Genomic DNA, 11,400 nt, shown 5'->3' with positions numbered 1-11,400 from the left:
GTATGAGACAGCCTGCCCCTATGACTTCTGTGGCGCGCTGGAGTACGAGCCCTGCCGCACTACCACCGGCCAAGAGAAGAGCGAGCCGCACGGGGTCCGGGAGCGCTACTCATGGAAGGCGCGTCACTGCTCGCTCTGTGGCGGCCCGCCGCCGAGTGGGAGACGAATGGGAGATCACGTCTCCCAATGAACGTTTCCGAACGCGCTTGAACGCACTCCGAAACGCGGTCTGACCTGGGGTTTGATGCATCCCGGCAGGTGACGGTTTTGTCCGGGCGGTCCTTACAAGCGAGGGGTCACTGGTTCGAACCCAGTACCGCCCACCCAGCCAGAAGAGCCCCGTTTCCGACCATGGAAACGGGGCTTGGTGCCATTGACGTGCCATCAGCTTTGGATCTCGGCCTTTTGATCTGGCGGTTCAGCGCGCATCGAGCACCTGTACGCCATCGCGGACGGTGAGGTCATCCCCGAGGAAGACGAACCCGACGTTGTCTTCAGCCTGGATGAGTTCGGCCCGCTCAACCTCCAGCCGCAATAGTTCTGGCGCTGTCCACGCAGCCTGTATCCCGCGATCGTCCGCATCGCGATCGTGTGCGACAACTGCTCCCCGCGCCTGACCACCGAACGCTGCCGCCGGGTGGCGGACTGGTCCGATGCGAACAACGTCGAGATCGCCTACACCCCGACCGATTCCTCCTGGCTCAACCCGATCGAGGCCCTGTTCGCCGCGCTGCGCTACTTCACCGTCGACGGCACCGACCATCCCGGCCACAAAGCCCAGGCCCGCATGATCTGCCGCTACCTCATCTGGTCAAACCGCCACGCCGACGACCATTGCCTACGCACGGTCGTCACCAGGGCGAACGTCGCCTGATGCGGCACTGGGTCCAATACCATTGTCTGACTCCCAGCGTTATCCGCTGACCTTCTGACGCACGGCCTCCATGCCCGCCAGCACGATGTGCAGGCCGTACTCGAAATTGTCGTCGCTGTCGAGGGCGTAGAGCTCCTTCGTCACGCTTGCCGTCAGGGGATACCGGGTTGCGTCGATGGTCATCTTCTGTGCGTAGGGGTTGGGGCCTTCGTAATTCTCGCCCGTGCGCGCTTGTTGCTCAATCGTGAAGCCCACGACGTAGTGCAGGACGGCGGGGAACGCGCGGGCTGCCTCGGCGGCCGAGAAGCCGGCGTCGGTGAGCGTACGCAGAACCAGTTCGAGCATCCGCCCGATGGACGGACCCGTGGAGTAGGACCCGGCAGTGATCCTGGCGCCGTCGCGGTAGCGAAGCATCGCGTCGCGCATTCTGTGTGCGAGGCCGGCGATCCATTGTTGCCAGGTCTCGTTGCGACTGGGGCCTTCAATGCCGTCGGCCGCCTCGGCCACGATCAGCCCGGCCATCAGGTCGAGCAGCTCGTGCTTGTTCTTGACGTGCCAGTAGAGCGTGGGCGCCTGGACGTCCAGCTCCTTGGCGAGCAGCCGCATGGTCAGGCCGTCGAGGCCGACGTCGTTCAGCAGCCGCAGGCCGGTCCGTGCGATCAGGTCGGGTGTGATGGGCACGGTTGACAATTTAGCACCGTTAGAGCTTAATCTAACGATGTTCGAGATGAGTCTAATGCCGTTAGGGGGCGATCATGGAGGACGTAGTCATCGTCGGCGCCGGCCCAACCGGCCTGATGCTGGCGTGCGAGCTGCGGCTGGCCGGGGTGGACGTGCTGGTGATCGAAAGGCTGGCCGAGCCCACGCGTGAATCGAGGGCCGGCGGACTGCATCCGCGGTCGCTGGAAGTGCTCGATCAGCGGGGGATGCTCGACCCGTTCCTGGCTGAGGGGCGTCCGCTGCCGGGCACGCGCTTCGCCGGACTGCCGCTCGACCTGTCGGGGCTGCCGACCCGGTATCCGTTCCTGCTGGTGATCGTTCAGCGTCGGATCGAGCGGCTGCTCGAGGCCCGCGCCCGGGAGTTGGGCGTTCGGATTCGCCGCGGGGTCGAGGTGACGGGCCTACGCCCCAGGCCGGCGTCGGCGGGTGCGGCGTCGCCGGACGCGGGGGCGGCAGCCGCGTCGGCAGCCGCGGAGCGGGTCGTGGTCGAGACCACGGCCGGGCCCGTGGAGACGCGTTATCTGGTCGGTTGTGACGGTGGCCGCAGTGTGGTGCGCCGGCTGGCGGGCATCGACTTCCCGGGCACGCCGGCGACCACCACGTCGATCCTCGGGGACGTCGAACTTGCCGACCCGCCCGCGGAGCATTTTCTGCTCCAGCGAACGCCACGAGGCAACTTCTCGGTGCTCGGCTTCGAGGAGGGCTGGCGGCGGGTGATCGTGGACGAGGCCGGGGCGACCGTTGCCGACTGGATGGCCATCGGGTTCGAAGATCTGCGGGCGATGCTCATTCGGGTGGCGGGCACCGATTTCGGGATGCACAGTCCACGGTGGATCTCGCGATTCACCGACGTCGCGCGGCAGGCGGCGCGTTATCGTTGCGGGCGTGTGCTGCTGGCCGGGGACGCGGCGCACGTCCACTCGCCGGCCGGGGGTCAGGGGCTGAACACCGGGCTGCAGGACGCGTTCAATCTCGGCTGGAAGCTGGCGCTCGTCGTGCGAGGGAGCGCCGACGAGGAGTTGCTCGACACGTACCACGAAGAGCGGCACCCCGTGGGCGCCCGGGTGCTGTCGAACACGCGCGCGCAGAGCGCGTTGAGCGCACCCGGCGCGCATGTGGATGCGCTTCGAGTGCACGTCGGCGACATGCTCGCGACGCCGGACGCGACCCGGGAGATCGCCATGATGATCACGGGGCTGGACATCTCCTATGGACTCGGACCGCGCGTACCCGACCGGGACCTGCCCGACGGGACGCGGCTGTTCGAGCACCTTCGCACGGGTCGCCCGATCTTGGCCGATGTCTCAGGCGAGCCTGTGGACGGCTGCCTGGTGAGCCAGCTCAAGGGCTTCGGGGAACAGCTGCTGATCAGGCCCGACGGGCACCTGGCCTGGAAAGAGTCGCTGGGCCGTGAAGCGTTGTCCACAGCCCTGCGACCCTGGTGTTGACATCGTTCGATCAACTCGATCGGATACGAAGACGGGCTCGATCACACTCTCCTTCAGCACAGCACCAGCGCGACCTGACGAGCGGTTGGAGCTGTGGTCGTGTGCGCCCAGATCAAGGCGGGTGCCGGTGCTGATCCCGCCCCTTTCGGGTTGACTTACGAGCGAGGGGTCACTGGTTCGAACCCAGTACCGCCCACCATCAGGATGAGCCCTGTTTCCGACCACGGAAACGGGGCTTCGTGCCATCGGCCGATGCGCCCTCCAGCCGGAGACCATGGAAGTGCAGGCCAGGGAGGCCGCGTGGGCGCATCCCGAGCAGCCCGCCCGTGGTGTCAACGGCGCCGGCGCAGTAGGAGCGCGATGGCGACTACGACGGCCAACATCAGGGCCGAGATGAACAGGACTTCGAGCCAGCCCAACCCCAGCATGCCTCTGCCCCTTCAGTCGTGACCGCTCCAACCACAGTGTCCGCCGCCGCGGGGCTGGTCAAGGTCTCGTGACACCGGTGAGGGCCTGGGTTCCAGGACGATCGCGACGGGCACGAGCCGCGTCCGCGGTGCAGCGCCGGGGCTCCTCTCCGCTGCCAGGTCGGCGTGGGTGCTGTGACATCACGCAGGTGCCGTTCCGTTGACGAGCACGTCGGAAACGCTGCGGGTCGGCGTGCCGCGGGAGCGTGGGGACGGGGGCTTGGCGGCTGCTCCCGAGCGTCCGGGCCGGAGGTTCGGGGGCCGCGGGTCACCGAGGTCGGTGACCCTTTCTCTTGCGGCCCGCCGGTACGGCGCGGCGGCCGGAGCCGTTCCTGGCGGGTTTCTGGGCCTGCCGCGGTGCCGGTTTCTCCACGGGGGAGGCGGGGGTACGGCCGCGCGAGCTGTTCACGGTCCGGCCGCGGACGATGCCGATGAAATCCTCCACCAGGTCGGTGGTCGCGTCCGTGGGCCAGGCCAGCGCGACCTGGGACTGCGGGGCGTCCAGCACCGGCCGGTAGGTGAGGTCCTTGCGGTGGTGGAGGCGTGCGAGCGACTGCGGAACCAGGAGAAGCCCGGTGCCGGCCGCCACCAGCGCGACCGCCTCCGCCGTCGTGGCCGGGCGGGTGAACGCGGGCAGCCCGGGCCGGGCCGTCCACTCGATGACGTCGTCGAGGGGGTGGAACACCTCGTCGTCGGCCAGGTCGGCGAGGGCCACGTCGTCCGCGGCGGCCACCGCGTGGTCCTTCGGCACCACGGCCACCGTGGTCTCGACGTAGAGAGGGATCACGCTGAGCTCGTCCCGGTCGACCGGCAGCCTGACGAATCCGGCGTCGGCGCCGCCGTCCCGCAGGAGTTGCGCGACCTCCGCGGCGGGAGCCGCGACCAGGGTCAGGGGCACGCCGGGCATCCTCTCGGTCCAGACGTTGACCCATTTCGCCGGTGTCACACCGGGTGCGTACGCCAGCCGGAACACCCTGCCGGTCTCCCCATCAGTCACCGCCTCAGAGTACCGATGTCAGGGAACGCGTTCCGACTGACTACGCTTGGCGCCATGACCTCGCCCAAACCGAAGACCGTCCAGACGATGAAGCCCGAGACCGCGGCCAAGAAGCTGGGTGTCCTCTTCTCGGCCACTCCCGCCGAGTTCCAGGCGGGCGTCGTCTCCAGGGACGAACTGAACGAGTTGCAGTCGAAGCCGCCCGCGTGGCTCACTGACCTGCGCCGCAACGGCCCGCACCCGAAGCAGGTCGTCGCCGCGAAGCTCGGGGTCTCCGTTTCGGGCCTGATCAGAGGGGGGATCACCGAGCCCCTCACCACCGCTGAGATCGATGCGCTGAAAGCGGAGAATCCGGCGTGGCTGGAGCGCGAGCGGACCGTCCAGGCCGAGACCCGCAAGGAAGCGCTCCGCCTCAAGCAGCGCTAGACAGCTGGGATCCCGCGCGGGAACGCGGGGCTTGTGCCATTGACGGATCATGATCCTTTTCCGCCGTGCGGTGCTGGTGGGCCAGGGCCTGTGGCTCCGCGTCAGGGGGAAGAGGCTGTCGATTCGGGCCGGGCGTTCCACACGGCTCGCTTGAAGTCGGGGCAGTCCGTCAGAGGCTCGTGGTCGCAGGTCGCGGCGTGGTCGAGCGCGTCGCGCAACCTCGTCAACTGGGCGACGCGCTGGTTCAACTCCCCGGCCTTGACCGCCATCTTCTCGCGTACCTCCCGGTCGCCGGGGCCCGCGCTGAGAAACGAGCTGATCTCGGCTACGGTGAAGCCGGCACCGCGGGCGCACATGATCAGCCCGAGGCGTTCCAGCACCTCGGGCCGGTAGGCGCGGCGCAGACCGTTGCGCGCCGTGCTGGAGATGAGACCTTTGCGCTCGTAGAACCGCAGCGCCGAAGGGGCCAGCCCCGTGCGCTCGGCCACCTCGCCGATGTCCAGCAGCGTCTCGTCCACCCCGACGGCCTCCTCGTCTCCTTGACTTGAACCGCGGTTCAAGTCGCAGTCTAGGGCGCATGAAGGTCCATCACCTGAACGTCGGGTCGCTGCGGAAGATCGAGCCGACCTACGGCCCCCTCGCTCCCCTGCCGATCGTGTGCCACGCTCTGCTGGTCGAAACCGACGACGCCGGCCTCGTACTGGTGGAGGCGGGCCTCGGGCTGGACGATGTCCGGCGGCCCGGGGAGTCGCTGGCCGCCGACTGGGTCGCGCTGGCCGAACCGCTTCTCGACCCGGACGAGACCGCCGTCCGCCAGATCGTCCGTCTCGGGTACGACCCCGCCGACGTTCACGACATCGTGGTCACGCACCTCGACGTGGACCACTCCGGCGGGCTCCCTGACTTCCCGCACGCCAGGGTGCACGTGTTCGAAGCCGAACGCCGGGCCGCACTGGCCGAGGCCCCCAGCCGCCGCTACCGCCCCGCCCACTGGGCACACGATCCGCACTGGATCACCTACGGCGGCGACGGCGGTCGGGACTGGTTCGGGTTCCCCGGGGCGCGTCCGCTGGAAGGGCTGCCGCCGGAGATCCTGCTGGTGCCACTCGGCGGCCACAGCGCCGGTCATGCAGGAGTGGCCGTACGGCACGACGACCGGTGGCTGCTGCACGCGGGCGACGCCTACTTCTACCACCGTGAACTGGACGACGACACGCCGCACGGGCACCCGCTCATGGACGTCGTGCAGCACGAATCCGAGGTGGACCGGGCGGCCCGCGTCGCCACCCAGGCCCGGCTGCGCGCGCTCGTGCGTGAACACGGCGACGAGGTGACCGTCGTGTCCGCGCACGATCCCTGGGAGCTCGACCGCCTCCGACCATGAGCTTCGGCCGCGTGTTCCTCTACCGGCCGGTGTTCATGCCGTTGACGAGTGTGCCGCGGGAGGACCGGAAGACCTCGCCGAGGTGATCGGCCGCTGCGGGCGGCAGGTCGATGCCGTCGGGGTGGTGCCGCTGGCCCTGCTGGCGGCCACCTGTATGGCCGCGGAACGCAACCAGTGGGGCGATGAGCTGCGCGCCCGAACGCTGGCCGTCCTCTTCGACGGAATGCGCCCACACCACTGAACGTCGTGCTCCTCGGATTCGCCCAGCGAGGCACCGCCCCGTGCGTGAGATCGTCATCAACCATGAAGGCACGGGGCAGGGGGCCGGGTGGTGTCGGCGGCATGACCGACGGTGACAAGGCGAACGCGTGGATGACGGCGGCCGGGGTGATCTTCGTTGCGACGCCCGTCCTCGCCGCCGGCGTCTGCGTCCTCACCCGGAGGGCGGTGGGTGCCTGGGTCTTCGGTCCTGTCGCGGCAGTGTGCGGGGTCCTCGTTCACGCGAGCCTGTACGTCGACGCACGCCAGGCGGAGCTGTACCGTCCTGTGCCCCCGCTGCCGTCCGGTTACTGCGCTGAGCACAGCGACTGCCCCGGGGGATGAGGATCGGCTCAGGCGAGCTTCCTGGAGGCGGTCCTTCGCTGGTGATCGGGTTCTTTCGTCCGTTCAGGCGGTGGTTCGAAGCCGTGTCTCGATCGCGGCGACCCGCTCGGCCGGGACGCCCCACGGCTCGGGCACGCCGACCTGCGCGTCCAGGTCCCACAGGACGCATCGTTCGCCGGGCCGGGCCACCATCGTCCAGGCGACGACGGTGCGGTCCAGCTGATCGCGCATCGAGCCCGCGACGGCCGTGCCCGGCAGGCCGCCGCCCTCAGGGTGGTGGTGCAGATACCGGCCGTACGCCGCCGAGCAGAACGCCGCGTACCGCGCGGTGCACAGGATGAACCCGTGCCACGCCTCGTCCACGGCGTGCGACGGCATGCCGATGATGCGGTGGTCCCGCATCGCCGCGCCGCAGCAGCGCAGCCACTGCCGCAGCCCGGTCTCGACAAGCTCGCGCGGCTGGTAGGGGCATGTCCTGAAGACGGCATCGGGCAGGTCCAAGCCGTCGACGACCCGGGCCATGCGATCGATGCTGATTCTGCGGTGTATCGAGAACACCCCTACCTCCCCGGCTGGAAGCGGGATTCACTGTATCGATGGAGATGGCGATTGTGATCGGACTCGGCGTCCTTATCGTCTGGTGGCTCGTACGGAAGGCCGACGACGACGCGAGCCGGCGCGACAAGTGGGACAACTCCGGCGGCGGGGGCGGCGGCGGGGGCGGAAGTTCTGGGGGTGGGGACGGCGGGGGCGGCGGTTGTGGCGGCGGCTGCGGCGGCGGGTAGGGACACCCCGGTGCCCGCACTCGGCAGATCCCGGAGGGGATCGCCCGGATGGACGTGCAGGCTCAGCAGCGAGCCCAGGGGCGTTCGGCAGAGGGAGCGGTCGGAGGCCCGGATGTCCTCCTCCGCGGGGCGGACGGTCGCTTCCTTACAGGTCGTCGAGCATCAGGAACCAGAGGTGCCCGGCTCCGGCCACCGGCAGCAACCACGTGCCGGGCGCGGCGCCCACGCGGCCCAAGCCCTCCACAGGAGGAGCGCACGGCCGACGAGCGCCGGCAAGGCCGAGATCGCGAAGCCGATGACGCCGGAACGGCCGCTGCGGGGACGAGGAGTGGCGGTCATGGCGGGATGATCGCACTCAGCGGAGCGGTGTCAGCCCTACCCCCGGAGATTCGACCTCGACGAGGACGGCCGCGTCATCGGCGTCGAGATCATCGGCAGGTGGCCCGACGTGTCCGAGGCGGGGAGCGGGGAGGGGTGTCCGTAAGGGCGAGTCGGCGGAACGCTCGCGAAAGTGGCTGGATCTGCTGCTTATGTGCGATGTCCTGATATTTCGTGGGAACGGCGGAAAATCAGATGTGGTCCGTAATCTTGCTCGCTATCGTGGGAACCGCTTCAGGTGCGAAGGCTCCGGTTCCTTCATCTGTTAAATGAAACCGACCCGGCGCCGCCTCGACCTCTGAAGCTCACAACCGAATATGCACCTCCCGGTGCGCAGGCAACGGTTACTTCCTCTCCATAGGAGAAACGCGGGTTCGAATCCCGCCTCCCACCTCCGGTGGGTGTCGTCCAGTGGCCCAGGACACTTGTGTCACCGTCGCCGACCTCGGATCTCGGGAGGGACACGATTTCGGAGCGCGTGCCCGGTGCGCAGGCGACAGGTACTTCGATTAGGGATCGAGTGGTCGCGGGTTCGAGTCCCGCCATCCGCCCTTCACGGCGGATGTAGCTCAGCAGGCAGAGCGCTTTGTTTCCTGTAGCCGACCTGGTTCTCGGGCACGTTCTCCGGAAAAGAGGCTCCCTCCGTACGACAAAGAGCAGGGGGCCTCGTCGCAGCATGGCGAAGTTCAATCGCGTGACCACCAGGACGGCCGCGTCCAGCCCGGTCAGGACCGAGGCGGCCCCGTCCGGCCACACCTACGAGGGCGCTCCGGGCTACGCGCGGGACGCCAAGGGCGAGCTGTTCCTCCTCGCGGTCGTCAACATGGCCGGCGAGGGCACCTTCTACGAGCAGGCGTCCGACCGAGACCAGCGATTCCGCGCCCTCGTCCACCAGGTGGCCGTCGAGGACGGCGGGTGGCTGGCCCGGTTCCTGCCGTGGCTGCGCAGTGAGGCGAACATGCGGACGGCGCCCATGGTCGCCGTCCTGGAGGCGGTCAAGGCCCGCCTCGCCGCGGGCGAGCAGGGCCTGAACCGGCAGCTCGTCGGCAGCGTCCTCCAGCGCGCGGACGAGCCGGGGGAGGCGCTCGCCTACTGGACCTCCACCTACGGCCGGGCCGTTCCCAAGCCGGTCAAGCGGGGCGTCGCCGACGCCGTCCAGCGCCTCTACACGGAGCGAAGCCTGCTCAAGTACGACACCGGCGGCAGGGGCTTCCGCTTCGGCGACGTCATCGACCTCGTCCATCCCGCGCCGGACCCGGGCAAGCACTGGCAGGGCGACCTGTTCAGGCACGCCCTCGACCGGCGTCACCAGCGCGGCGACGACGTACCCGCCTCGCTGCGCACGCTGGCGGAGCGGGAGAAGCTCATGGCGCTCCCGGTCGAGCGGCGCCGCGAGTTCCTGTCCCGCCCGGACGTCCGCGAACGCCTCACCCTGGCCGGGATGACGTGGGAGGCGCTCGCGGGCTGGCTCCAGGGGCCGATGGACGCTGAGGCGTGGGAGGCCGTCATCCCGTCGATGGGGCTGATGGCGCTCACCAGGAACCTGCGGAACTTCGACCAGGCCGGCGTCTCCGACGAGGTCGCCGCCGGCGTCGCCGCGAAGCTGGCCGACGCGGGCCAGGTGCGCCGGTCGAAGCAGTTCCCGTTCCGGTTCCTCGCCGCCTACCGCGCCGCTCCGTCGCTGCGCTGGGCGTACGCGCTGGAGCAGGCGCTCGCGCACTCGCTGGCGAACGTGCCCGCGCTGAAGGGGCGGACGCTGATCCTCGTGGACCGGTCCGGCTCGATGTTCGGACCGATCTCGGACAGGTCCGGGCTCAACCGGGCCGACTCGGCCGCGGTCTTCGGGTCGGCGCTGGCGCTGCGCGCGCACTCCGCGGACCTGGTCGAGTTCGGCACGGGTCACCGGGCGGTGCGGTTCGGCGGGGGCGAGTCGCTGCTGCGCATGGTGGACCGGTTCGGGAACCTGGGCGGCACCGACACCGCCGAGGCCGTCCGCGCCCACTACCGCGGCCACGACCGGGTGGTGATCCTCACCGACGAGCAGGTGTGGGACGGGCCCGGCGGCGCCGATCCGACCGCGCAGGTCCCGGCGCGCGTTCCCGTCTACACGTGGAACCTGGCGGGCTACCGGCACGGTCACGGCCCCTCGGGAGCGGGGAACCGGCACACGTTCGGCGGGCTCTCCGATGCCGCGTTCGGCCTGGTCCCGCTGCTCGAAGCCGGCCGCGACGCCGACTGGCCGTTCTAGCCGGCGGGCCGCGCGCTGGCGCAGGGCCGTCGTCACGCTCGGCATGGTGAGCAGTTGAGCACCGCCGGCGGAACGGCGAGTGAGGATGCGACGGTTCTCCTCCTGGAGGCCCCAGGTGGTGCGCTGCGCGGGCCGCGGTGGTGGCTCAGCCCTTGGTGAAGCTCCACTTTCCGTCCGCGTGGACGGCTATCAGGAACGTCGCGTCCGGCAGCAGCACCTCGCCTCGGTAGGAGCCGATCTCGTTCACCAGCAGGTCCCTGGACGACTCGCTGTAGGAGTCGACGATGAAGTTGTGGCTGCCCGAGTGGTTGACCTTCATGGTGGTCAGGCCGGAGGCCGGAGGGGCAAGGGCGATCACGTCGTCGCCACGGCCGGAGGCGCGGATGCTGCCGCCGTCCCACACGCGGGCGAGGGCGAGCGGTTTGAGCGTGAGTGTCCACGGTCCGTCCGCCTGGATCTTGAACGCGCGGAGGACCTTGCCGTCCTCCTCGTTGACGAGGACGGTTCCCTTGTAGCGGCCGATCTCGTTGACGATCGAGGCTTGCTCGGCGCCACCAGGATCGACCGGGCTGACGATGAAGTTGGACGAGCCGCTGTGGGTGAGTTCGGCGAGGAGGGCGTGCTCGGTCTGTTTCACCTTGACCACCTTCGCGCCGACGCCCTGGTACGTCTTCGGCTTCTCCGCGGGGCTCGAGGTCGGAGTGGGCGTGACCGCCGGAGTGTCCTGCTGGGCGGCAGGTGTCGGAGCCTCGGCTTCGGGCTGGGCCGCCACGTCGAGTCCGCTGCGCTCCGCCGTTGGCTCGGCCCGGTCGCCGCCGCCCAGGCGAGCGCCGATCCCGATGAGGAGCAGCGCACCGAGGACTCCGGCGATCACTTTCAGCGCCGTGTGCTTCTTCCTCGGCGGGGGCGGGGTGACGGGCGGGTAGGGCGCCCAGTTCGAGGGCGGCGGTCCTGGGGGTGGGCCTTGTGGCGGTCCGTAGTACTGGGACATGGGGGACTCCTGGTGTACGCGTCTCGGTGAGGGGAGACGCTCGACGGCGAGGAGTTGTTGCGTTACATGCGGATTCGAT

General features: G+C 69.4%; 12 protein-coding genes. 6 read left to right on the top strand and 6 right to left on the bottom strand.

Annotated features, from left to right (window positions below; translation table 11 throughout):
- Nucleotides 1-559: 559 nt before the first annotated feature.
- Nucleotides 560-874, top strand: a complete 315-nt coding sequence (locus tag BMX74_RS08980; RefSeq protein ID WP_337959843.1) for a transposase — start codon at nucleotides 560-562, stop codon at nucleotides 872-874.
- Nucleotides 875-913: 39 nt separating this feature from the next.
- Here BMX74_RS08980 and BMX74_RS08975 read toward each other — a convergent pair whose 3' ends face one another.
- Nucleotides 914-1,555, bottom strand: coding sequence for a TetR/AcrR family transcriptional regulator C-terminal domain-containing protein (locus BMX74_RS08975; protein ID WP_055506094.1), 642 nt, complete (start codon nucleotides 1,553-1,555; stop codon nucleotides 914-916).
- Nucleotides 1,556-1,629: 74 nt separating this feature from the next.
- On the opposite strand from BMX74_RS08975, the gene BMX74_RS08970 reads away from it, so the two are divergent.
- Nucleotides 1,630-3,042, top strand: coding sequence for an FAD-dependent monooxygenase (locus tag BMX74_RS08970; RefSeq protein WP_091099487.1), 1,413 nt, complete (start codon nucleotides 1,630-1,632; stop codon nucleotides 3,040-3,042).
- A gap of 735 nt (nucleotides 3,043-3,777) precedes the next feature.
- Here BMX74_RS08970 and BMX74_RS08965 read toward each other — a convergent pair.
- Nucleotides 3,778-4,506: a LysR substrate-binding domain-containing protein gene (locus tag BMX74_RS08965; protein ID WP_256256837.1), complete on the bottom strand. Its 729-nt coding sequence runs from the start codon at nucleotides 4,504-4,506 to the stop codon at nucleotides 3,778-3,780.
- A gap of 54 nt (nucleotides 4,507-4,560) precedes the next feature.
- Here BMX74_RS08965 and BMX74_RS08960 point away from each other — a divergent pair, with 54 nt between their 5' ends.
- Nucleotides 4,561-4,932 carry a DUF5997 family protein gene (locus BMX74_RS08960; RefSeq protein WP_055506091.1) on the top strand — a complete coding sequence of 124 codons (372 nt, stop codon included), beginning with the start codon at nucleotides 4,561-4,563 and terminating at the stop codon, nucleotides 4,930-4,932.
- Between the two features lie 101 nt (nucleotides 4,933-5,033).
- On the opposite strand, the gene BMX74_RS08955 is transcribed toward BMX74_RS08960, so the two are convergent.
- On the bottom strand, nucleotides 5,034-5,450 hold the full coding sequence (locus BMX74_RS08955) for a MerR family transcriptional regulator (RefSeq protein WP_091099484.1): 417 nt from the start codon (nucleotides 5,448-5,450) through the stop codon (nucleotides 5,034-5,036).
- Between the two features lie 59 nt (nucleotides 5,451-5,509).
- Here BMX74_RS08955 and BMX74_RS08950 point away from each other — a divergent pair, with 59 nt between their 5' ends.
- Entirely contained in the window at nucleotides 5,510-6,316 is an 807-nt protein-coding gene (locus BMX74_RS08950; protein ID WP_091099482.1) for an MBL fold metallo-hydrolase, read from the top strand.
- Nucleotides 6,317-6,335: 19 nt separating this feature from the next.
- Here BMX74_RS08950 and BMX74_RS42935 read toward each other — a convergent pair whose 3' ends face one another.
- A complete protein-coding gene (locus BMX74_RS42935) occupies nucleotides 6,336-6,554 on the bottom strand; it encodes a hypothetical protein (RefSeq protein WP_143078600.1) in 219 nt (72 codons plus the stop codon).
- Nucleotides 6,555-6,658: 104 nt separating this feature from the next.
- Here BMX74_RS42935 and BMX74_RS08945 point away from each other — a divergent pair, with 104 nt between their 5' ends.
- The gene (locus BMX74_RS08945) at nucleotides 6,659-6,919 is read left to right on the top strand and encodes a hypothetical protein (protein WP_091099481.1); all 261 of its coding nucleotides are present in this window, start codon (nucleotides 6,659-6,661) and stop codon (nucleotides 6,917-6,919) included.
- Between the two features lie 63 nt (nucleotides 6,920-6,982).
- Here the strand turns inward: BMX74_RS08945 and BMX74_RS08940 are convergent, their stop codons facing one another.
- On the bottom strand, nucleotides 6,983-7,441 hold the full coding sequence (locus BMX74_RS08940; protein WP_055506087.1) for a glycine-rich domain-containing protein: 459 nt from the start codon (nucleotides 7,439-7,441) through the stop codon (nucleotides 6,983-6,985).
- A gap of 1,317 nt (nucleotides 7,442-8,758) precedes the next feature.
- Here BMX74_RS08940 and BMX74_RS08930 point away from each other — a divergent pair.
- Nucleotides 8,759-10,330, top strand: a complete 1,572-nt coding sequence (locus BMX74_RS08930; RefSeq protein WP_091099480.1) for a TROVE domain-containing protein — start codon at nucleotides 8,759-8,761, stop codon at nucleotides 10,328-10,330.
- Between the two features lie 145 nt (nucleotides 10,331-10,475).
- Here the strand turns inward: BMX74_RS08930 and BMX74_RS08925 are convergent, their stop codons facing one another.
- The gene (locus tag BMX74_RS08925) at nucleotides 10,476-11,321 is read right to left on the bottom strand and encodes a hypothetical protein (RefSeq protein ID WP_143078599.1); all 846 of its coding nucleotides are present in this window, start codon (nucleotides 11,319-11,321) and stop codon (nucleotides 10,476-10,478) included.
- Nucleotides 11,322-11,400: the final 79 nt, after the last annotated feature.

It is taken from the genome of Nonomuraea pusilla, from assembly GCF_900109355.1.
GTDB classification, from domain to species: Bacteria; Actinomycetota; Actinomycetes; order Streptosporangiales; family Streptosporangiaceae; genus Nonomuraea; species Nonomuraea pusilla.
Note: the sequence above shows the minus strand (reverse complement) of the source record. Positions and strands in the feature narration are given on the sequence as shown.

What these genes read in the sequence shown, in the direction of transcription:
- BMX74_RS08970 (WP_091099487.1), top strand. Translation starts at nt 1,630, where the DNA reads ATGGAGGACGTAGTCATCGTCGGCGCCGGCCCAACCGGCCTGATGCTG.
- BMX74_RS08960 (WP_055506091.1), top strand. Translation starts at nt 4,561, where the DNA reads ATGACCTCGCCCAAACCGAAGACCGTCCAGACGATGAAGCCCGAGACC.
- BMX74_RS08950 (WP_091099482.1), top strand. Translation starts at nt 5,510, where the DNA reads ATGAAGGTCCATCACCTGAACGTCGGGTCGCTGCGGAAGATCGAGCCG.
- BMX74_RS08945 (WP_091099481.1), top strand. Translation starts at nt 6,659, where the DNA reads ATGACCGACGGTGACAAGGCGAACGCGTGGATGACGGCGGCCGGGGTG.
- BMX74_RS08940 (WP_055506087.1), bottom strand. Translation starts at nt 7,441, where the DNA reads ATGGCCCGGGTCGTCGACGGCTTGGACCTGCCCGATGCCGTCTTCAGG.
- BMX74_RS08930 (WP_091099480.1), top strand. Translation starts at nt 8,759, where the DNA reads ATGGCGAAGTTCAATCGCGTGACCACCAGGACGGCCGCGTCCAGCCCG.
- BMX74_RS08925 (WP_143078599.1), bottom strand. Translation starts at nt 11,321, where the DNA reads ATGTCCCAGTACTACGGACCGCCACAAGGCCCACCCCCAGGACCGCCG.